This window comes from Streptomyces sp. Ag109_O5-10, assembly GCF_900105755.1.
In the GTDB taxonomy this organism is placed as follows: Bacteria; Actinomycetota; Actinomycetes; order Streptomycetales; family Streptomycetaceae; genus Streptomyces.
Genome location: NZ_FNTQ01000001.1, coordinates 7261991 through 7282339 on the forward strand (window position 1 = coordinate 7261991; position 20349 = coordinate 7282339).

The 20349-nt window shown below is 73.1% G+C and carries 22 protein-coding genes; 14 read left to right on the top strand and 8 right to left on the bottom strand.

Annotated features, from left to right (window positions below; all coding sequences use genetic code 11):
- Nucleotides 1–314 precede the first annotated feature (314 nt).
- Nucleotides 315–1703, top strand: a complete 1389-nt coding sequence (locus tag BLW82_RS33090; protein ID WP_093504679.1) for a hypothetical protein — start codon at nucleotides 315–317, stop codon at nucleotides 1701–1703.
- 136 nt (nucleotides 1704–1839) lie between these two features.
- On the opposite strand, the gene BLW82_RS33095 is transcribed toward BLW82_RS33090, so the two are convergent.
- Complete coding sequence (locus BLW82_RS33095) at nucleotides 1840–2253, bottom strand: VOC family protein (protein WP_093504681.1); 414 nt, start codon at nucleotides 2251–2253, stop codon at nucleotides 1840–1842.
- A gap of 116 nt (nucleotides 2254–2369) precedes the next feature.
- Nucleotides 2370–3260, bottom strand: coding sequence for a KPN_02809 family neutral zinc metallopeptidase (locus tag BLW82_RS33100; RefSeq protein ID WP_093504683.1), 891 nt, complete (start codon nucleotides 3258–3260; stop codon nucleotides 2370–2372).
- A gap of 208 nt (nucleotides 3261–3468) precedes the next feature.
- Between BLW82_RS33100 and BLW82_RS33105 the strand changes: the two genes are divergently transcribed.
- The 4 genes from BLW82_RS33105 (at nucleotide 3469) to BLW82_RS33120 (ending at nucleotide 7481) form a co-directional block, all read left to right on the top strand.
- Nucleotides 3469–4278, top strand: a complete 810-nt coding sequence (locus BLW82_RS33105; protein WP_256216031.1) for a hypothetical protein — start codon at nucleotides 3469–3471, stop codon at nucleotides 4276–4278.
- A gap of 92 nt (nucleotides 4279–4370) precedes the next feature.
- Entirely contained in the window at nucleotides 4371–5969 is a 1599-nt protein-coding gene (locus tag BLW82_RS33110) for an ABC-F family ATP-binding cassette domain-containing protein (RefSeq protein ID WP_093504685.1), read from the top strand.
- Nucleotides 5970–6330: 361 nt separating this feature from the next.
- Nucleotides 6331–6549: a helix-turn-helix domain-containing protein gene (locus BLW82_RS33115; RefSeq protein WP_046727957.1), complete on the top strand. Its 219-nt coding sequence runs from the start codon at nucleotides 6331–6333 to the stop codon at nucleotides 6547–6549.
- Nucleotides 6550–6677: 128 nt separating this feature from the next.
- Nucleotides 6678–7481, top strand: a complete 804-nt coding sequence (locus tag BLW82_RS33120; protein ID WP_093504687.1) for an enoyl-CoA hydratase/isomerase family protein — start codon at nucleotides 6678–6680, stop codon at nucleotides 7479–7481.
- A 345-nt stretch (nucleotides 7482–7826) separates the two neighbouring features.
- Here BLW82_RS33120 and BLW82_RS33125 read toward each other — a convergent pair whose 3' ends face one another.
- The gene (locus BLW82_RS33125) at nucleotides 7827–8522 is read right to left on the bottom strand and encodes a nucleopolyhedrovirus P10 family protein (RefSeq protein ID WP_093504689.1); all 696 of its coding nucleotides are present in this window, start codon (nucleotides 8520–8522) and stop codon (nucleotides 7827–7829) included.
- Nucleotides 8523–8609: 87 nt separating this feature from the next.
- On the opposite strand from BLW82_RS33125, the gene BLW82_RS33130 reads away from it, so the two are divergent.
- The 5 genes from BLW82_RS33130 to amaP are packed head-to-tail and all read left to right on the top strand — an operon-like array spanning nucleotide 8610 to nucleotide 10861.
- On the top strand, nucleotides 8610–9074 hold the full coding sequence (locus tag BLW82_RS33130; RefSeq protein ID WP_093504691.1) for an Asp23/Gls24 family envelope stress response protein: 465 nt from the start codon (nucleotides 8610–8612) through the stop codon (nucleotides 9072–9074).
- A 45-nt stretch (nucleotides 9075–9119) separates the two neighbouring features.
- Nucleotides 9120–9314: a hypothetical protein gene (locus tag BLW82_RS33135; RefSeq protein WP_053654947.1), complete on the top strand. Its 195-nt coding sequence runs from the start codon at nucleotides 9120–9122 to the stop codon at nucleotides 9312–9314.
- The gene (locus BLW82_RS33140) at nucleotides 9311–9670 is read left to right on the top strand and encodes an Asp23/Gls24 family envelope stress response protein (protein ID WP_093504693.1); all 360 of its coding nucleotides are present in this window, start codon (nucleotides 9311–9313) and stop codon (nucleotides 9668–9670) included. Before BLW82_RS33135 ends, BLW82_RS33140 begins: the two co-directional genes overlap by 4 nt.
- On the top strand, nucleotides 9670–10278 hold the full coding sequence (locus BLW82_RS33145) for a DUF6286 domain-containing protein (RefSeq protein WP_093504695.1): 609 nt from the start codon (nucleotides 9670–9672) through the stop codon (nucleotides 10276–10278). Before BLW82_RS33140 ends, BLW82_RS33145 begins: the two co-directional genes overlap by 1 nt.
- A gap of 4 nt (nucleotides 10279–10282) precedes the next feature.
- Nucleotides 10283–10861, top strand: coding sequence for an alkaline shock response membrane anchor protein AmaP (gene amaP, locus BLW82_RS33150; protein ID WP_093504697.1), 579 nt, complete (start codon nucleotides 10283–10285; stop codon nucleotides 10859–10861).
- Nucleotides 10862–11042: 181 nt separating this feature from the next.
- On the opposite strand, the gene BLW82_RS33155 is transcribed toward amaP, so the two are convergent.
- The 5 genes from BLW82_RS33155 to BLW82_RS33175 form a co-directional block, all read right to left on the bottom strand.
- Nucleotides 11043–11798, bottom strand: coding sequence for an SDR family oxidoreductase (locus BLW82_RS33155; RefSeq protein WP_093504699.1), 756 nt, complete (start codon nucleotides 11796–11798; stop codon nucleotides 11043–11045).
- A gap of 5 nt (nucleotides 11799–11803) precedes the next feature.
- Nucleotides 11804–13588: a glycoside hydrolase family 15 protein gene (locus tag BLW82_RS33160; protein WP_093504701.1), complete on the bottom strand. Its 1785-nt coding sequence runs from the start codon at nucleotides 13586–13588 to the stop codon at nucleotides 11804–11806.
- Nucleotides 13589–13658: 70 nt separating this feature from the next.
- A complete protein-coding gene (locus BLW82_RS33165; RefSeq protein WP_093504703.1) occupies nucleotides 13659–14453 on the bottom strand; it encodes an SURF1 family cytochrome oxidase biogenesis protein in 795 nt (264 codons plus the stop codon).
- Nucleotides 14454–14502: 49 nt separating this feature from the next.
- A complete protein-coding gene (locus tag BLW82_RS33170; protein WP_093508408.1) occupies nucleotides 14503–14736 on the bottom strand; it encodes a hypothetical protein in 234 nt (77 codons plus the stop codon).
- 176 nt (nucleotides 14737–14912) lie between these two features.
- The gene (locus BLW82_RS33175) at nucleotides 14913–15902 is read right to left on the bottom strand and encodes a DEDDh family exonuclease (protein ID WP_093508409.1); all 990 of its coding nucleotides are present in this window, start codon (nucleotides 15900–15902) and stop codon (nucleotides 14913–14915) included.
- A 223-nt stretch (nucleotides 15903–16125) separates the two neighbouring features.
- On the opposite strand from BLW82_RS33175, the gene BLW82_RS33180 reads away from it, so the two are divergent.
- The 4 genes from BLW82_RS33180 to BLW82_RS33195 are packed head-to-tail and all read left to right on the top strand — an operon-like array spanning nucleotide 16126 to nucleotide 20336.
- On the top strand, nucleotides 16126–16929 hold the full coding sequence (locus tag BLW82_RS33180; protein ID WP_093504705.1) for an acetoacetate decarboxylase family protein: 804 nt from the start codon (nucleotides 16126–16128) through the stop codon (nucleotides 16927–16929).
- The gene (locus BLW82_RS33185; protein ID WP_093504707.1) at nucleotides 16929–17813 is read left to right on the top strand and encodes an SDR family NAD(P)-dependent oxidoreductase; all 885 of its coding nucleotides are present in this window, start codon (nucleotides 16929–16931) and stop codon (nucleotides 17811–17813) included. Before BLW82_RS33180 ends, BLW82_RS33185 begins: the two co-directional genes overlap by 1 nt.
- A gap of 13 nt (nucleotides 17814–17826) precedes the next feature.
- On the top strand, nucleotides 17827–19113 hold the full coding sequence (locus tag BLW82_RS33190) for an amidohydrolase family protein (protein ID WP_093508410.1): 1287 nt from the start codon (nucleotides 17827–17829) through the stop codon (nucleotides 19111–19113).
- Nucleotides 19110–20336 carry an amidohydrolase family protein gene (locus BLW82_RS33195; RefSeq protein WP_093504709.1) on the top strand — a complete coding sequence of 409 codons (1227 nt, stop codon included), beginning with the start codon at nucleotides 19110–19112 and terminating at the stop codon, nucleotides 20334–20336. Before BLW82_RS33190 ends, BLW82_RS33195 begins: the two co-directional genes overlap by 4 nt.
- The last annotated feature ends 13 nt before the right edge of the window (nucleotides 20337–20349 follow it).

Consider the following 20349-nt stretch of genomic DNA (forward strand, 5'->3'; position numbering starts at 1 on the left):
CGGCGCCCCCGATGTGATTCTCCCCGCACCCGCCGGTCCTTCCCCTCCGCGTGCCCGCGGCTCTCCGGCCCGAGCCGCAGACCCCGGCTCCAGCCGGTTCCGGAGGTTCCGTTTAACGTCGTACCACTGGCCTGAACATCTCTCCTCGCCTCCCCTCGCCCCCCGTGCGTTGGCCAGCCCCGTCGCCCGCCGTGACATTCCGTTTGGGTTTTCGGACCGTCAACCGGAAGACTGCACCCGTGACGTCCCGTATCCCGCGCGACTCAAGGCTTCGACTCGTCCGAACGCGACCCCTGGCCGCCGCCCCCCGAGCGATGAACCAGCGGCCCGCGCGCCGCCCCGCACCCCGCCCGCCGGAGGGCACCCCGGCCCCCGCCGAGCTGGCCAGAATGGCACGCTCCGGCCTGGCCGGCGCGGCCCGCGTCGCCCACTGGGCCGACGCCGCCCTCGGGCCGGGCAGCGACGGCGCGACCGCCGACGGCAAGGCCACGCTCTCCGACGCGTCCGCCGAACGCGCGTCCGAGGACCTGGGCCTGACCACCGCTCAGGTCCGCGCGGACTGGGACACCGCCCGTCTCGCCGGCCTGGTCGAGGTGCACGGGGACAGCGCGCGCCCCGGCTGGCGCCTGCGCGCCTGGGACCGCGACGACAGCGCCGTGCTGCGCGGCTGGGTCGCCCTCTTCGACGCCTGGTCGCTCGCCCACCCGGAGCCCGCCGGGTTCGAGCCCGCCGCCGTCGCCGAAGTCGTCTCGGCCATGCCCCAGGTGCTCTCCTTCCTCCAGCTGTCCGCCGGCCCCGTCCCGGTCGAGCAGCTCCTGGACCTGCTGGGACAGCGGGTCACCGAGCTGCGCACCGAGCGTTGCGAGGTCCCCTACGACACGGAGCACGGCACCGGGACCGCCCGTCCCCTCGCCGCCGTGCGCTCCGCCGACGCCGACCCGGCGGAGCACGCCCCGGCCGAGGACCCGGCCCCCGCCGACGAGGCCGAGCTCGCCCCCCTTCTCGACTGGGCCCTGCACGCCCTCGCCTCCGTCGGCGCGCTGACCTACGGCGACGGCCAGGCCACCCTCACCCCGCTGGGCAGCTGGGCGGTCTGGGTCAAGCTGGAGCAGATCTGCGTCGCCGCGCAGAGCCCCGCGGGCAACATCGAGGTCGCCGCGGAGGAGATGCTGCGCGGCTGCGCCCAGCTGCGCCCCAACGCGGCCCGCGCCGAGTACCGCGCCTGGCTCGCCGCCCGCCCCGTCGGCGGCGCCGTCACCGAACTCGTCGACGCCGCCCGCGGTGAGGACGCCCTGCTGCGCGGCCTCGCCTTCGAGGCGCTGCGCGTCGTCGGCGCCCCCGCCGAACCCGACGTCCGCGCGGTCGTCGACGAGCCGACCCTGCGGCCGTACGCCCTGCTGTGGCTCGCCGAGCACGACGGGGTCGACCCCGAGGACGCCCACGAGGTGCTCACCCGGGAAGAGGCCACCTGGCTCTGGGTGGACACGGCCGCCGCGGTCGCCGACCACGGCGAGGCCCCGCTGCTCGTCCGCCACCTGGAGTCGGCGCTGCAGCCCACCGTCCCCGCGCTGCTCGAGGAGGTCCGCGCCGTCGGCCATCCGCGCACCGTGCAGGTCCTGGTCGCGCTCGCCGCCGCCCACCCCGACCCGGCGCTGGCCAAAGCCGTCCGCCGGGCCGCCTTCCAGGTGCACACCGGAGGCTGAACGGTCCGCCGGCAGCGCCGCGACCGGCGCTGCCGCCCGTCGGCCGCGGCGCTCGTCGTGGCTGGTCGCGCAGTTCCTCTCCCGGCCTTCGGCCGGGGTACCCCCAGCGCCCCTCACGGGGCGCCGCCCGGACAGTTCAGCCGGTTATCTCCGGGGCGTACGTGCCGAAGCTCCAGATGTTGCCCTCGACGTCGCGGGCCATGTAGTCGCGCGAACCGTAGTCCTGGTCGGTCGGGGGCATCAGGATCTCGGCGCCGTGGTCGACGGCGCGCTGGTGGTGTGCGTCGACGTCGTCCACGACGATGTACACGCCGGTCGGGCCGCCGCCCTCCATCGCCGCGTCGAACCGGCCGCCGCGGCCCCTGGAGCCGAGCATGACCGCGCCGTTGCCCTGCACCAGCTCGGCGTGGAGCACCATCCCGTCCTCGGCCTCGTACACCGACAGTTCGGTGAAGCCGAAAGCCTCCGTCAGCTGCTTGATCGCCGCCTTCGCATCCGTGTAAAGCAGCGACGGATAGATGCTCGGCCGCCCGCCACCCGTGCCCGCCATCCCGATCACTCCCTCGTGTGTCGGTCCCCCGACAGCCGTTGTTCCGGCCTGGTCCCCAGTCTCGCACCCGGCACTGACAACACCCGCGGCTCGTATCGTCGTTGCAGGTCAGCCACTCATCCGAAGGTGTTGCAGCGCGCCATGTCGCCGCTCCGGTAGCCCTGGTAGAACCACTGCTGCCGCTGCTCGGCCGACCCGTGCGTCCACGTCTCCGGCGTCACCCGCCCCTGGAACCGCTCCTGGATCCGGTCGTCGCCCACGGCCGCCGCCGCGTCCAGCCCGTCCCGGATGTCCGCGGTCGTCAGGCTGGTGATCAGCGGGCGGCCGGTCGACTCGTCCTTCGTGGTCGTGGCGTGGTGCGCCCACACCCCGGCGTAGCAGTCGGCCTGCAGCTCCAGCCGCACCGAATCGCTGTTCACCCCCGTCAGGTTGGACCGCGACCTGCGCAACGTGCCCATCAGGTCCTGTATATGGTGCCCGTACTCGTGCGCCACGACGTACGCCTGGGCGAACGGCCCGCCGCTCGCGCCGAACTTGGACCGCAGATCGCCGAAGAAGCCGAGGTCCAGATAGACCTTCCGGTCGCCCGGGCAGTAGAACGGGCCCACCGCCGAGGTCGCCGTCCCGCACGCGGTGCCGACCCGCCCGCTGAAGAAGACCGTCGGGGCGGCCGTGTAGGTGCCGTGGCGGCGCCGGAACTCCTGCGTCCAGAAGTCCTGCACGCTGTTGACCACGGCCACGATCCGGCAGTCCTCCTTGGCGTTCGCGTCCTGCCCGGTACGGCAGTTCCGCTGCACCTGCGCCAGCGAGGAGGAGGCGGGCGCGGGCGGGCTGTCCCCGGAGGAGAGCCCCAGCTGGTCCGGGCCGACACCGAGGAACAGGGCGAGAAGCAGCGCGATCAGACCCGCCAGACCACCGCCCACGGTCTTCCTGCCGCCCGGGATCCGGCTGCCCCGCACGTCCTGCACCTCGGAGGTGTCCAGGTTCGCGTCGTCGTCGAACTGCATGGGGCACCGCTTTCTGCTCGCACCGTCCCCTGCCACCACCTTGCGGCATCCGCGCCGCCACTTCGCGCCGATGACCGGACCGACGCCCGAACGGGCGACGTCCCGTCCCGCCCCCGCGTCACGCCCGGCCGCCTGCCGTGGGCGTGGCTACGCTCTGCGCCTGACCCGTGGCACAGGGCCGCCCGGCCGGGCACCGAAGGGGGAAGGAGTGGCCGTTCTGCGGCACAGGAGAACCGCGCCACCCGGCACCGGAGCCCTCCTGGAGCAGTCCGTCACGGCCCGCAGGCAACGGCCCCCGGCCGCCTTCCCGCACCGGCCGCCGAGCGCCCTCCCGGGGACGACCCCCGCCCGCCGACCCGTCGGGCGCCTCCTCGCCGTCGCCCTGTTCCTGGCGGCCGGGCTGCTCACCGGCGCCCACCAGATCCGCCCCGCCCCCTACGGCGACCACCTCACCTCCGGCCCGCCCGCACACACCGCACGCGCGCGTGGCGGCGTCGTCGAGGCGTACGACGGGCGGACCCTGCGCTGGCGGTACGCGCGCCCGGGCCGGCGCCCGCTCAGCGTGCTGCCCACGCGCGGGCAGGCGATCACCGTCTGGGACGACGGGCTCGTCACCGACACCGACGGCCGCTCCGTGCGCTGGCACCGCGCCCTGCCGGCGGCGACCGACTGGCTGCGCGCCCGGGGCGGCGCCGGCGTCCTGCGCCCCCTGGGCCGCGGCATCCTCGCGGTCGTCACACCGTCCCGGATCGCCGCGTACCGCACCGCCGACGGCGACCTGCGCTGGGTGCTGCCCGCCCGCGCGGGCTGCGCCTTCCGCCCCGAACGTGCCGTTCGTCACGGCCACGCCCTGCTCGTCGCCCAGCCCTGCGCGCACGGCGCCTGGACCGCGCAGCTCGTCGCCGTGGACGACCTGGGCGGAATCGCCCCGCACCGCACCCCGCTGGGCAACGAGCCGTCCCGCGCGGGACGCCCCGAACACCCGCGCACCGAAAAAGCGCTTGCGCCGCCCCGTTAGACTTGGCCCATGGCCATTCTCCTCGCGCATTAGACGGCGGGAACGTCCTCAGCCGTCCACCCGTCACTATCCGTACGCTCTGGAGTCTGTCCGTGATCTCCGCCTCCGGTATCGAGCTGCGCGCCGGTGCCCGCATCCTCATCGAGAACGCCACGTTCCGTGTCGCCAAGGGCGACCGCATCGGTCTGGTCGGCCGCAACGGCGCCGGCAAGACGACTCTCACCAAGGTGCTGGCCGGCGACGGCATCCCCGCCGCGGGCACCGTCACCCGTTCCGGCGAGGTCGGCTACCTCCCGCAGGACCCCCGCACCGGCGACCTCGACGTACTCGCCCGCGACCGCATCCTCTCCGCCCGCGGCCTGGACATCCTGATCCGCAAGATGCGCGAGAACGAGCAGCGCATCGCCAACGGCCAGGGCGCCACCCGCGAGAAGGCGCTCCGGCAGTACGAGCGCCAGGAGACCGAGTTCCTCACCAAGGGCGGGTACTCCGCCGAGGCCGAGGCCGCCACCATCGCCGCCGCGCTCAACCTGCCCGACCGGGTGCTCGGCCAGCCCCTGCACACGCTCTCCGGCGGTCAGCGCCGCCGTATCGAGCTGGCCCGCATCCTGTTCTCCGACGCCGACACGCTGCTGCTCGACGAGCCGACCAACCACCTCGACGCGGACTCGATCATCTGGCTGCGCGACTACCTGAAGACCTACCGCGGCGGCTTCATCGTGATCTCCCACGACGTCGACCTGGTCGAGACGGTCGTCAACAAGGTCTTCTACCTGGACGCCAACCGCTCCCAGATCGACGTCTACAACATGGGCTGGAAGCTCTACCAGCAGCAGCGCGAGGCCGACGAGAAGCGCCGCAAGCGCGAGCGTGCCAACGCCGAGAAGAAGGCCGCCGCACTGCACTCCCAGGCCGACAAGATGCGCGCCAAGGCCACCAAGACGGTCGCCGCGCAGAACATGGCCCGCCGCGCCGACAAGCTGCTGGCAGGACTGGACGCCGTCCGCGTCTCCGACAAGGTCGCCAAGCTCCGTTTCCCGGAGCCCGCGCCCTGCGGCAGGACCCCGCTGACCGCCGAGGGCCTGTCGAAGTCGTACGGCTCGCTGGAGATCTTCACCGACGTCGACCTGGCCATCGACAAGGGTTCCCGGGTCGTCATCCTCGGCCTCAACGGCGCTGGCAAGACCACCCTGCTGCGCCTCCTCGGCGGCGTCGAGCAGCCCGACACCGGCGAGGTCATCGAGGGGCACGGCCTCAAGCTCGGCTACTACGCGCAGGAGCACGAGACCCTGGACCCGGACCGCACGGTCCTGGAGAACATGCGCTCGTCGGCGCCCGACCTGGACCTCGTCGAGGTCCGCAAGGTGCTGGGCTCGTTCCTGTTCTCCGGCGACGACGTCGACAAGCCGGCCGGGGTCCTCTCCGGCGGCGAGAAGACCCGGCTCGCCCTCGCCACCCTGGTCGTCTCCTCCGCGAACGTCCTGCTCCTGGACGAGCCGACCAACAACCTCGACCCCGCCAGCCGCGAGGAGATCCTCGGCGCCCTGCGCACCTACAAGGGCGCCGTCGTCCTCGTCACCCACGACGAGGGCGCCGTGGAGGCGCTGCAGCCCGAGCGGATCATCCTGCTGCCCGACGGCGTCGAGGACCTGTGGGGCGCCGACTACGCGGATCTGGTCGCCCTCGCCTGAGAACCCGTCCCGTCGCCGTGCTGTGATCGAATGCCTGATCCACTGGCTATGGATCATTCGGCCTATCGGTGATCCATCATCTGTGTGAGATCTCCTCGTATCGAGGTGTGTCCTACATCGATTTCGCGGCCGATCCCTTTGTCGACAAGGGATCGGCCGTTTCGCGCTCCTGACCTGGCACTTCACAGGAGAACCCGTTCGGGCTCACGGATGGCGCGCGACGGAATCATAAATTCCGCATGTGGTGATGCGCTCCTGTCGTCACAACGATGTCTCACGGACCTTGCCGAATGGGTGGCCATCACGCCCCGGAGGGGTGATCATGAGGGGACCAGAGCGCACTTCCCATGAGGAGGCACGGGTGGCCGAGACTCTGAAGAAGGGCAGCCGGGTGACCGGCGCCGCGCGCGACAAGCTCGCGGCAGACCTGAAGAAGAAGTACGACTCCGGTGCGAGCATTCGGGCACTGGCCGAGGAAACCGGCCGCTCGTATGGCTTCGTCCACCGGATGCTCAGCGAGTCGGGTGTCACGCTGCGTGGGCGTGGCGGGGCGACGCGGGGCAAGAAAGCCGCTTCCTGACCCCGGGCGGCCCATCGGCTTCGATGGTGGCCACCCGGTCGGTCGAGTGATCGGCCGGGTGGTTACTGTGCAGTCACTTAGCATGCCGTACGGCAATGCGTGATGACCGCACACATCGGAGGCGCCCCATGGCTTCGCCCGACCAGGACCTCGCTCCTGTTCTCGACAAGGACGGCGTACGGCTCACCGTCGACGACGCGCTCGCCACGGTGTCCCTGACCAACCCGGCCAAGCGCAACGCCCAGAGCCCCGCACTGTGGCGGGCGTTGGCCGAGGCCGGGCGGTCGCTGCCGGGGTCGGTCCGGGTGGTCGTGCTGCGCGGTGAGGGACAGTCCTTCTCCGCGGGCCTCGACCGGCAGATGTTCACGCCGGAGGGGATCCCCGGAGAGCCGACCTTCATCGAGCTCGCGCGCCGCGACGACGCCGAACTCGACGCGTCCATCGCCGAGTTCCAGGAGGCGTTCACCTGGTGGCGGCAGAGCGACATCGTGTCGATCGCCGCCGTTCAGGGGCACGCCATCGGGGCGGGCTTCCAGCTGGCCCTCGCCTGTGACCTGCGCGTCGTCGCGGACGACGTGCAGTTCGCCATGCGCGAGACGAGCCTCGGGCTGGTGCCCGACCTGACCGGCACGCACCCGCTCGTCTCCTTGGTGGGCTACGCCCGCGCGCTGGAGATCTGCGCGACCGGACGCTACGTCCAGGCCGAGGAGGCGGTGGCCTCCGGGCTGGCGAACGTCGCGGTGCCGGTGGGTGAACTCGACGCGGCGGTACGGGACCTGGCCGGGGCGCTGCTGGCCGCGCCGCGGGACGCCGTCGTGGAGACCAAGGCGTTGCTGCGGGGGGCCGCCGGCCGTACCTACGACGAGCAGCGGGCCGCAGAGCGGCAGGCGCAGGCTCGGCGGCTGCGGGATCTTGCGGGGGTGGGCGAGTAGCCCCCTGTGGGCGGATGGGGCCGACGGGGCTGGTCGCGCGGTTCGCCGGGGGCGGATGGGGCCGACGGGGCTGGTCGCGCGGTTCGCCGGGGGCGGATGGGGCCGATGGGGCTGGTCGCGCGGTTCGCCGGGGGCGGATGGGGCCGATGGGGCTGGTCGCGCGGTTCGCCGGGGGCGGATGGGGCCGATGGGGCTGGTCGCGCGGTTCGCCGGGGGCGGATGGGGCCGACGGGGCTGGTCGCGCGGTTCGCCGCGGGCCGAGGGGGCCGGTGGAGGCTGGTCGCGCGGTTCGCCGCGGGCCGGTGGAGGCTGGTTGCGCAGTTCCCGCGCTCCTTACGGGGCGCTTCAGTTGACGACCGTCACCAGCACAGCCACCGTCGGCCGGTCGTCCAGTGCCTCGCCGACCGCCGTACGGACCCGGCGGGCCACCTCCACGGCTCGCGGGCCGTCGGCGGTCAGGGCCACTTCCACCCGCACGTGCCGGCGCGGCAGCGCGGTGTCGAAGTGGACCTCCCGGCTCAGTGCTCCCGTCACCCGGACCACCCCCGGCACCGCCAGCGCCGCCGCCGTCACCCGGGCCCCCTCGGGATCCGCCCCCTCACGGACCGACGGCGGCCGGGGCACGGCGGCCTCCGGTTCCGCCGGTTCCTCCGTCAGCAGGTCGGTCACCCGCAGGTCCGTCTCCACGACCCACAGCCCCAGCCGCTCCACGGCCGTCGCCAGTGCCCGGCGCAGCCGGGACGCGCTCGCGGGCAGCGGCTCGGCGGCCGTCGCCGCGAACTCCGCCGACAGCCGCAGCGGCCCCGGCGGCACCGCCCCGGGCGGCGCCGGTACGACGGCCTCCGCCACCTCCGCCGGATCCGCCAGGGCGATCCGCACCGCACCCAGCCGCACCCCCGCCACCCCGGCCGCCGCCCGCCGCAGGACCGCGTCCGCCGCCGACTCCGTGAGCCACGCCCCGTCCTGTGGCCCGCCCAGCGGGAGAAGCCTGCCCAGGCCCAGCAGGTGCCGCAGCGTGTCTGTCCGTCGCTCCGCCGTCATTGCTCCAGCCTGCCGCATCTCCGGGGCACGACAGGACATCCGCACGTACCGTGGTCGCAGGACGACGACGGGAAGGGACGCACGGCGATGACCGAGATGGCGGCGGAGCCCGAGAAGGACCCGACGGTACAGACCCGGAAGACGGTCAGGCGCGGTGGCGGCGATCCGGCGACCCGGGGGCGGACGACGATCGCCGACGGAGTGGTGGAGAAGATCGCCGGGCTGGCGGCCCGCGACGTGGTCGGCGTGCACGCCATGGGCAGCGGCCTCGCCCGTACCTTCGGCGTGGTGCGCGACCGGGTGCCCGGAGGCGCCAAGTCCGTGAGCCGGGGCGTGAAGGCCGAGGTCGGCGAGGTGCAGACCGCGCTGGACCTGGAGATCGTCGTGGACTACGGCGTGTCGATCGCCGACGTGGCCCGCGCGGTCCGGGAGAACGTGATCGCCGCCGTGGAGCGCATGACCGGTCTCGAAGTGGTGGAGGTCAACATCGCGGTGAGTGATGTGAAGCTTCCGGAGGAAGAGGAAGAAGAGCCGGAGTCCCGTCTCCAGTGACCGCCGACCGGGACCGTTGACCGGGACCGTTGAGGGGAGCGCACCATGAGTATGGCCGTCGTCGGCATGATCGCCGGCATGGCGCTGGGCTTCGCCGGGTACTTCGGCGGGTTCGGCGCCTTTCTGCTGGTGGCGGCGCTCGGGGCCATCGGGTTCGTCGTCGGGCGGTTCGCGGAGGGAGACCTCGAACTCGGCGACTTCTTCCGCACCCGTGACGACCGGCGCGACCGCAGGCGATGACCCCCGCGAGCGATGAGCCGCGCGCTGCCGCGACGGCCGTGGCGCCCGGCGAGCGGGGCGCCGTCCGGATCGCCGACCGGGTGGTGGCGAAGATCGCCGCACAGGCGGCCCGCGAGGCGCTCGGCCCTCTCCCGAAGGACGCCGTACCCCCGCACGCCACCGTGGTCACGCACCACGGCACGGCCCGGGTCCGGGTCCACCTCGAACTGGACTACCCGTCCGACATCGGTGCCCGGTGCGCGGCCGTGCGTCGACATGTGGTCGAGCGGGTAGGCGCGTTGGTGGACATGGACGTCCGGGAGGTCGCCGTCCACGTCGAGCGGCTGCACCCGGACCGGACGCAGGGGAGGGCGTGATGAGCACGGAGCAGACACCGGTCATCGAGAAGCCACCGGCACCGGCAGCCGCACCGCCGGCCGGCCGCGAGCCCCGCTTCTGGTCCCCGCGCCGCGCCCCCGCCACCCTGGTCGCGGTGGTCGCCCTGGTGACCGCGGGCGCCTTCCTGTACGACGTCGGCGCCGTACGGGCCCGCCACCCCGCCATGCAATGGCGTCGCGAACTGGCCCGTCAGCTCGCGACGCAGCCGCTCGACGCCACCTGGGTCCTGGTGGGCGCGGGCGTCGCCGCGGCCCTCGGCCTGTGGCTGCTCGCCCTGGCCGTCACGCCCGGCCTGCGGGACCTGCTGCCCATGCGGCGCACCCACCCCGACGTCCGCGCCGGGCTGCGCCGTGACGCGGCCGAACTGCTGCTGCGCGACCGGGCCATGGAGATCTCCGGTGTGCGCCGGGTGCGGGTACGGCTGCACCGGTCCCGCGCCCACGTCCTCGCCGTCTCCCACTTCCGCGAACTCGACGAGGTGCGGGACGACCTGGATACGGCCCTGACCGACGCGATCCACGCCATGGGGCTGGCCCGTGTACCCGCCCTGACCCTGCAGGTGATCCGCCCCGGCCGGAAGGGGTGACGTCGTGCTCGGCACCGTCAACCGCGTACTGCTCGCCCTCGCGGGCCTCCTGCTCCTCGCCCTCGGCGGCTCCGTCCTGGCCGTCGGCCTCGGCGCCCCGTCCCCGTCCTGGTGGATCCACCACGGCCGCCACGACGTCCTGCTCACCACGGCCGAGCGCACCCACTGGCGCGCCGAGGGCTGGTGGTGGCCGGCGGTCCTTTCCGCACTGGCCGTCCTGTTCCTGCTCTCCCTGTGGTGGCTGACCGCCCAGCTGCGCCGGCGCCGCCTGACCGAGGTCCTGGTGGACACCGGAGACGGTGAGAACGCGCTGCTGCGCGGCCGGGCCCTGGAGACCGTTCTGGCGACGGACGCCGCCCGCCAGGAGGGTGTCTCCCACGCCCAGGCGGTCCTGAGGGGCACGAGCACGGCCCCGCAGGTACGGGTGTGGCTCCAGCTGGAGCCGGACGTGGCCCCGGGAGAGGCCCTGGACACCCTGACGGCTCAGGCCCTGGCACATGCCCGGGACTCGGCGGCCCTGCGGAAGCTCCCCGCGGAGGTCCGGCTGACCTCGGTGAAGCACCGTGCGGAAAGGGTGACCTGACAGGCCGTCCGGGGCTGCGCGCACACGGGCGCCGGATCGCCGTCCGTCCCGTGGGCGCGTGCTCCCGGTCGGGGACCCGTCGGTCAGCGGGGTGCGGCCGGTCACGAACCGGACGCCGGTGTCGGCCGGGACGGTCTGCGGCGACAGCACCCCGCGGACCCGGCTGACCCGCGCGGCAGGGTCAGAACCCGTGCCGCATCCCCCCGTCCACGGGCACCATGATCCCCGTCAGATAGGACGCGGCCGGGGACATCAGGAACGCCGCCACCCGCCCGAACTCCTCCGGAGTCCCGTACCGCCGCAACGGAATCCGCGCCTCGTGCTCGGCCCGCGTCGCCTCCGGGTCGGCGGACATCGTGTCCAGCTCCCGCACCCGGTCCGTGTCGATCCGGGACGGCAGCAACCCCACCACCCGGATCCCGCGCGGCCCCAGTTCGTCCGCCAGCGACTTGGCGAACCCGGCAAGACCCGGCCGCAGCCCGTTGGAGATCGTCAGCCCGGGAATCGGCTCGTACACCGACGCGGACAGCACGAACCCGATGACGCCGCCGTCCCCCATCTCGGCGGCGGCCGCGCGGGCGAGCCGTACGGCCCCGAGGAACACCGACTCGAACGCGGCCTGCCATTGCTCGTCCGTGTTGTCGGCGACGAACCCGGCCGGCGGCCCGCCCACGCTCACGAGAATCCCGTCGAACCCTCCGAACCGCTCACGCGCGGTCGCGATCAGCCGCTCCGGCGCCGCCGGGTCGGCGTTGTCGACGCCCACGCCCACCGCGTTCGGCCCCAGTTCGGCCGCCACGTCGGCGGCCCGCTTCTCGTCGCGGCCGGTCACCACGACCTTCGCACCGTCCGCGACCAGCTCGCGCGCGGCCGCGTGGCCCAGCCCGCGGGTCGCTCCGGTGACGACGTACACCCGGTCCTTCAGTCCAAGATCCATGGCCCCTATCCTGCCTGCTCGCCGCCGAAGAGCGTGAGGGCGGTGTTCACAAGTCCGATGTGACTGAACGCCTGCGGGAAGTTGCCCAGCTGACGCCCGGTCTCCGGGTCGTACTCCTCGGACAGCAGCCCCACGTCGTTGACGAGCCCCACCAGCCGTTCGAACAGTTCCTTCGCGTCGTCGGTGCGGCCCGTCATGTGCAGCGCGTCGGCGAGCCAGAACGAGCAGGCCAGGAAGGAGCCCTCGCCGCCGGGCATCCCGTCCACGCCGATCGCGTCGGTGTCGTAGCGGCGCAGCAACCCGCTCTGGCCCAGGTCGTCGCGGATCGCGTCCACCGTGCCCACCACCCGGGGGTCGTCCGGGGGCAGGAAGCCGACGCGCGGGATCAGCAGCAGGGCGGCGTCGAGCTCGCGCGAGCCGTAGTACTGCGTGAAGGTGTTGCGCTTCGGGTCGTAGCCCTTCTCGCACACCTCCCGGTGCACCTCGTCGCGCAGCGCACGCCATTTCGTCAACTCGCCCTTGAGCTCCGCGTGCTCCTCCAGGGTCTGTACCGCCCGGTCCGCGGCCACCCACACCAGCACCTTGGAGTGCACGAAGTGGCGGCGGCCGCCGCGCACCTCCCACAGCCCTTCGTCCGGCTGCCGCCAGGCCTCCTCCAGGAACTTCATCAACGCGCACTGGATGGCCCACATGTGGGGCTTGGTGGGCAGACCAGCCGTGCGGGCCAGCGACAGCGAGTCCATCACCTCGCCGTACACGTCCAGCTGGAGCTGGTCGACGGCGCCGTTGCCGACGCGCACCGGCCTGGAGTCGGCGAAGCCGGGCAGCCAGGGCAGCTCGAACTCGGGCAGCCGGCGCTCGCCCGCGACGCCGTACATGATCTGCAGGTCCGCCGGGTCGCCGGCGACCGCGCGCACCAGCCAGTCGCGCCAGCGCTCGGCCTCCTTGTGGTAGCCGGCCGCGAGCAGGGCGCCGAGGGTGAGGGTGGAGTCGCGCAGCCAGCAGAACCGGTAGTCCCAGTTACGCACCCCGCCCGGCTCCTCGGGCAGCGAGCTGGTGGCCGCGGCGACGATGCCGCCGGTCGGCGCGTAGCTGAGCGCCTTGAGGGTGATCAGGGAGCGCACGACCGTGTCCCGGTGTGGGCCGTGGTAGGTGCAGCGGGCGGTCCAGCGCCGCCAGTCGGTGACGCTGGACCGCAGCGCCTCGTACGGGTCCACGAGCGGTGGCCGCGGCTGGTGCGAGGGGTGCCAGGTGAGCACGAACGCGACCCGCTCGCCCTCGGCGACGGTGAACTCCGAGTGCGTGCCGAAGTCCTCGCCCCAGGTCCGTACGGACGGTTCGCTGCGCAGCCACACCGCGTCGGGACCGGCGACCGCGACCCGGTGGCCGCCGGAGCGGCGCATCCACGGGATGACCGAGCCGTAGTCGAAGCGGAGCCGGAGCGTGCTGTGCACGGTGACACGTCCGCTGACGCCCTCGACGATGCGCACGACGTCGGGCGCGTGCTCGCGCTGGGGCATCAGGTCGGTGACGCGGACCGTGCCGTCGGCGGTCTCCCACTCGGTGTCCAGGACCAGGGTGTCGGGCCGGTAGCCGCGCCGGGTGCAGGTGGTGGCGCCGCCGGGGGCGATCCGCCAGTGGCCGTGGTCCTCGTCGCCCAGGAGCCTGGCGAAGCAGGCCGCCGAGTCGAAGCGGGGCAGGCACAACCAGTCGATGGAGCCGTCCCGGCCGACCAGGGCCGCGGTCTGCTCGTCACCGATGAGCGCGTAGTCCTCGATGCGTCGGTCCACGGGAGCCGGTTTCCCTGCCCGCCGGGGGGCCAATCAGGGGGTGGGCCGGGGGAGTGACGCGGTACGGAGGTCAGACGGCGGCCGGTTCGGCCGCCTCGGCCGTCTCCTGCTCCGCCGCCTCCGCACGCGTGCGTGCCTCACGGCGGGCCAGCACGAAGAAGCCCCAGGGGACGCCCGCCGCGAACAGCCACCACTGGATCATGTACGCGTAGTTCAGCGGCGCGTCTTCCTTGCCCGGGTCGGAAATCTGTTCCGGGGTGTCGCCCTTGGGCTCGGGTGCCGTCTGCTGGATGTAGCCGCCGAGCACCTGCCTGCCGAGCCGGCGCGCCTGCTCCTCGCTGTTGATCAGCATGATCTGCCGGTCGGGCAGGCCCTTGAGGTCCTTGATGCCGCTCGCCGCGGTGGTCTCGTCGGGCATCAGCCGGCCCTGGACGGTGACCGTGCCGGCCGGCGGCGCCGGGATCTTCGGGAAGGTGGTCTGGCTCGGACCGTCGGACGGGATCCAGCCCCGGTTGACCAGCAGCACCTTGCCGTCGGTCAGCACGAAGGGGGTGAGAACGTGATAGCCGACCTCGTCGTCCGAGTTGGTACGTCGGCGGACGACGACCTCGTCGGCGGTGTCGAAGGTGCCGGTCGCGGTGACGGTGTGGTACCGCTCCTTGCGGGTCACGGCGTGCCCCGGCTCGGTCACCTGCTCCGCCGGCACCGGCTTGGCACCGAGGGCGTCGGCGACCAGCTGGTTGCGGGCGCTGCGCTCCTCGTACCGGTGCTTCTGCCAGAACCCCAGCCGGATCATCGTCGGGATCAGAAGCAGCGAGATGAGGGTGAGGATCACCCACTGCCGAGTCAACAGGAAGCGGTACACCCCACGACCGTACAACTCGGTCGTGGGGCGCGTTCGGGCGGGTACCGGGTCAGACGCGGTCGACGATGCCCGCCTTCCCGGCCTCCCGGGCGCAGTGGGCGCCGCAGAACCACTGGTTGTCCGCCTCCACGCCCTGGCCGATGATCGAGACCTTGCAGTGCTCGCAGACCGGGGCCATGCGGTGGATCGCGCAGGAGAAGCAGTCGAAGACATGGACCGCGCCCTGCGCGTGCACCTCGAAGGTCATTCCGTAGTCATTGCCGCAAACTTCACATTTGGCCATGCGCCACAGGGTGGGCGGTCGGCCGCGCACGGGCGAGCGGGCGCCGGGCGAGTCGTACGGCAATCACCCGTCCGTACGGCCCGCGCGGGCGGGTGTACGGCCGCGCGGGCGGGTGTACGGCTCGTGCGGGCGGGTGTACGGCTCGTGCGGGCGGTCCGTACTGCTCGCGCGGGCGGTCACTGCTCCGTGGCCGGCGCCACGTCCCGCAGCAGTTGCCCGAAGGCCGCCTCGTCGACCACCGGGGTCCCGAACTGGCGGGCCTTGAGGACCTTCGAGGTGCCCGAGTCGGGGTCGTTGGTGACGAGCAGGCTGGTGAGCCGCGAGATGCTCGTCGAGACGTGCAGACCGGCCTCGACGGCCCGGTCCTCGAGGAGATCCCGCTCGATCGAGGTGTCCCCGGAGAACGCCACCCGCATGCCCTGCTTCAGCGGCCTGCCGTCCTCGTACCGGCCCGGGTTCGGGTAGGGGCAGGCCGGCCGCTTGCGGGACGGCCGCCAGCTGCCGGGCCGGTAGCCGCCGTACCCGCCGCTCGCCTGGGGTCCGATCCGGGGCGCGTCCGACCACTCGGTCAGGGGGCGGCACTCCAGGAGCGGCAGCCGTACGTTGCCCGCCGCCGCGGCCCGCAGACTGGGCCGGAACGCCTCCGCGAGCACGCGCGCGTCGTCCAGGGCGTGGTGCGCCCGCCGCTGCACGACACCGAAGTGCGCCGCCAGGGTCTCCAGTTTGTGGTTGGGCAGCGGCAGGTCCAGCTCCTTGGCGAGCGCGATCGTGCACAGCCGCTGCCGCACCGGGGCCTCGGCCTTCGCGCGCGCGTACTCCCGTGCGATCATCTGCCAGTCGAAGACCGCGTTGTGCGCGACCAGCACCCGGCCGTCCAGCCGGGCCGAGAACTCCTCGGCGACCTCGGTGAAGAGCGGCGCGCCTTCGAGCACCTCGCTCGTCAGGCCGTGGATCCACACGGGACCCGGGTCGCGCTCGGGGTTGACCAGCGTGTACCAGTGGTCCTCGACCTCGCCGCGCTCGTCCAGCCGGTAGACGGCGGCGCTGATTATCCGGTCGTCCCGGGCCAGTCCGGTGGTCTCCACGTCGACGACGGCGTACCCCTTGGGATACGCGGCGGGCCACGGGGTGCCGGGGGACACTGTGGTCGTACGGTCTTCGAGCATGGTCATTGAGGATACGGGCCCGCACCGACAGCCCGGACCGTCAGGCCGCCCGCCGCGGTCGCCCGTTCGCATGTCCTGATGCCTCGTCCGTCCTGACGGCCCGTCGTACGGCCGCGGACTTTGTCCTGATCGCCCTTCGCGCGGCTATGGACCTTTTCGCCGCCCGGTGCGAACGTGCACCCCGCCATGAGCACGGACGGCCGACGGAAGGGCGGTACGGCGGATGGCACGCGTACGGTACGGCGCTCGGACCGGGGCGGAGATCGCGGCCGCGCGCACCACGAAGCTCCCGGACGTCTGGTCCACCGGGGTGGTGGCCGTCTGGGAGACCGACCCGGACGCGGTCGCGGCCGTCCTGCCGCCGCCACTCAAACCGGCCGGCCGGCCCCTGGCCCGGGTCAGTGTCAGCAAGGTCGAACTGCCCGGATACCCGCTCGGCGCCGGCTCGTTCGCGGTCGCCGCCGCGCACGGCGCGGTCGAGGGCTGGTACCCGCTGGTCATGCCGATGACCCACGAGCGCGCCCTCACCGGCGGCCGCGAGGTCTTCGGCGAACCCAAGAAGCTCGGCGAGGTGACCGTCGAGCGGGAGGGCGCGCGGATCCACGCGGCCCTGGCCCGGCACGGAATCGCCTTCGTGGAGGTGCGCGGCACGGTCGACGGCCCGCTGCCGCTGCCCGAGCCCGCCCCGAAGACCGACTTCTACTTCAAGTTCCTTCCGGCGGTGGACGGTTCGGGCTTCGACGGTGACCCGCTTCTGGTGCACTGCGTGCGTGAGGAGAAGGTCCGCCGGCTGGAGCGCGTCACCGGGGAGGTTGTCCTCCGCGAGTCGGCGTACGACCCGGTCGCCGACCTGCCGGTGCTGCGCCTGCTGGACCTCACCCTCGGCGAGAAGACCAGCGGCCAGCGCGGCCGGGTCGCCGAACGGGTCGACGCCCAGGCCCTGTTGCCGTACGTCCACCAGCGCTACGACGACCCGCTCCAGATCCACGACGCGCCCCCGCGGGACGGCGAGGGGAGCGGGTCCTGATGGAGCTGCGCGAAGGACAGGTCGCCGTCGTCACCGGCGCGGCGAGCGGCATCGGGCTCGCGATGGCCCGGCGGTTCGCCGCCGAGGGGCTGAAGGTGGTCCTCGCGGACGTGGAGCCGGCCGCCCTGGAGAAGGCCGCCGACGCTCTGCGCGCCGAGGGCGCCGACGTGCACGCGCGCGTGGTCGACGTCGGCGTCCGCGAACAGGTCCTGGAGCTGGCCGAGTCGGCCTACGACACCTACGGCGCGGTGCACGTCCTGTGCAACAACGCCGGGGTCGGCTCGGGCGCCGAGGGCCGCATGTGGGAGCACGAACCGAACGACTGGAAGTGGGCGTTCGAGGTCAACGTGTGGGGCGTCTTCCACGGCGTCCAGGCTGTCCTGCCCAGGATGATCAAGTCGGGTCAACCCGGTCATGTGGTCAATACGTCCTCCGGGGACGGCGGTATCGCCCCGCTGCCCACGGCTTCCGTGTACGCGGTCACGAAGGCGGCCGTCGTCACGATGACCGAGTCCCTGTACGCCCACCTCAGGGCGGAGCACGCGCGCGTGGGCGCCTCGGTGCTCTTCCCGGGGCCCCACATGCTGCGCACCGGCCTGTGGGAGTCGCACCGCAACCGCCCCGACCGCTACGCCAAGGAACGGCCGCGCCGGACTCCGTACCGCAGTCTCGACCAGTGGGAGGCGGCGATGCGGGCGGCGGGCAAGGAGGTCGCCTTCACACCCGTCGAGGAGGTCGCCGGACTCGTCGTGGCGGGCATCCGCGCGGACCGCTTCTGGCTGCTGCCGGCGAGTGCGCACAGCGACGCCCAGATCCGGGCCAGGGCGCGCTCGATGCTGGACCGGACGAACCCCTCGTACCTCGAAAGCTTCATTCTGGACTGAACAGGGGGCAGTGGTGACCGCGTACGACGACCCATATCTGATCATCTCCTCCGACTGCCACGCCGGGCTGCCCACCGAGGAGTACCGGCCCTATCTGGACGCCCGGTTCCACCGGGACTTCGACGAGTTCCTCGCCGGGCGCGAGCACCGCCGGGAGGAGATGACCCGGCTCGGCATCCGCAACGAGGCGTTCGCGGCCAAGTGGTTCCAGGACCACGAGGAGGGACTGCGCGGGGGCTGGGACGCCGGGCAGCGGGTGAAGGAGCTGGACGGCGACGGGGTGACCGCCGAGGTGGTCTTCCCCGACGCCGACGCGGTCGACAGCCGGACCGCCGCGCCCTTCGGGGTCGGCCTCGGCCTGTCCGGGGACCACGACCCGGAGCTCGGCATGGCGGGCGCGCAGGCCCACAACCGCTGGCTGGCCGACTTCGTGTCCGAGCACCCCGAACGGCACTGCGGGGTGGCCCTGCTGCCCGTCACGGCCCCGGCGGACCGCGTGGTCGCCGAGGTGCACCGCGCGAAGGAGTCGGGACTCGGCGCCCTGATGATCCCCGCCATGTGGGTCGACAGGGAGCCGTACCACGACCGCCGTTACGACCCCGTCTGGGCGGCCGCCGCCGACTGCGGGATGCCGGTCCTCACCCACTCCGGCGCGGCCCCGCGCGGCGAGTACGGCGACCATCTCGGCATCTACGTCAGCGAGGTGACGTGGTGGCCGGCCCGCCCGCTGTGGTTCCTGCTCTGGTCCGGCGTCTTCGAACGCCATCCCGGGCTGCGCTTCGGCATCGCCGAGTCGGGCTGCTGGTGGCTGCCGAACCTGCTGTGGTTCATGGACCGCCTCTACCTCGGCGCGCACGGCGGCAAGAAACTCTCCCCCTTCCAGGAGATGAAACGCCCGCCGCACGAGTACCTGGACCGGCAGGTCTTCGTCTGCGCCACCAACACCAAGCGTCGCGAACTCGCCCAGCGCTACGAGATCGGCGTCGACAACATCCTCTGGGGCAGCGACTTCCCGCACCCCGAGGGCACCTGGCCCGACACGCGCGCGTGGCTGCGCCGCACCTTCCACGACATCCCGGTGACCGAGACCCGCCGGATGCTCGGCCTCGCGGCGGCCGAGGCCTTCGGCTTCGACGTGGACCGCCTGACCCCGCTGGCCCGCCGCATCGGCCCCACCCCCGCCGACCTCGGCCAGCCGGCCGACCAGGCGGTGGTGGAGGCGTCCTGGGCCCGCTCGCGCGAGGTGGGCCGCCACTGGCTGACCGGCAACGACTTCCCGGCTCTGGGGGTGACGTCGTGAGCGACGACCGCTACACGGTGATCTCGGCCGACTGCCACGCGGGGGCGGACCTCCTCGACTACCGCCCCTACCTGGAGAGGCGGTACCAGGACGACTTCGACGGGTGGGCGGCGACGTACGTCAACCCGTACGAGGACCTGCTCGCCGACTCGGCGGACCGGAACTGGAACTCCGCGCGGCGGCTCGCGGAGCTGGAGGAGGACGGGATCGTCGCGGAGGTGATCTTCCCGAACACCATCCCGCCGTTCTTCCCGTCCGGCTCCCTCATGGCCCCCGCGCCGACGGCGGCGGAGTTCGAGCGCCGCTGGGCCGGCCTGCGCGCCCACAACCGCTGGCTCGCCGACTTCTGCGCCGACGCGCCGGGGCGCCGGGCGGGCGTCTTCCAGATCCTCCTCAACGACGTCGACGAGGCCGTGAAGGAGATCCGGTGGGCGGCCGGCGCGGGCCTGAAGGGCGGCCTGATGCTCCCCGGCACCCCGCCCGGCTCGGGCCTGCCCGAACTGCACGCGCGCGTGTACGACCCGATCTGGGCCGTCTGCGCGGAACTCGGCGTCCCCGTCAACCACCACGCGGGCTCCGCCTCCCCGCCGCTCGGCGACGAACCGGCGGCCCGCGCGGTCTTCATGGTCGAGACGACCTGGTTCTCCCACCGCGCGCTGTGGCACCTGGTCTTCGGCGGCGCCTTCCGCCGCCACCCCGAGCTGAAACTGGTCCTGACCGAACAGGGCTCCGGCTGGATCCCCGGGGTCCTGGCCATGCTGGACTACTACCACGGCCGCCTGCTGGCGGCGGCGCGGGCGACGACCGCGGAGGCGAAGTTCGGGGTGGGCCTCGCGGAGGCGATGGGCAGGCCGCCCTCCGAGGTGTGGCACGAGAACTGCTTCGTCGGCGCCAGCTTCATGCGCCCGCACGAGGTGCCGCTGCGCGACCGCATCGGCCTGGACAAGATCATGTGGGGCAGTGACTACCCGCACGACGAGGGCACGTTCCCGTACACCAGGGAGGGCCTGCGCTTCGCCTTCGCCGGCGTCCCGCAGGGCGAGCTCGCCGCGATGCTCGGCGGCAACGCGGCCCGCGTGTACGGCTTCGACCTGGACTTCCTGGACCCGATCGCGGCGAAGGCGGGGCCGACGGTGGCGGAGATCGCCGAACCGCTGCCGGAGCCGCCGGCGGACGCGACGAGCCCGGTGTTCGCGCGAGGGGCCTCGGTCCGGGTCTGGTGACGTCGGTACGGCA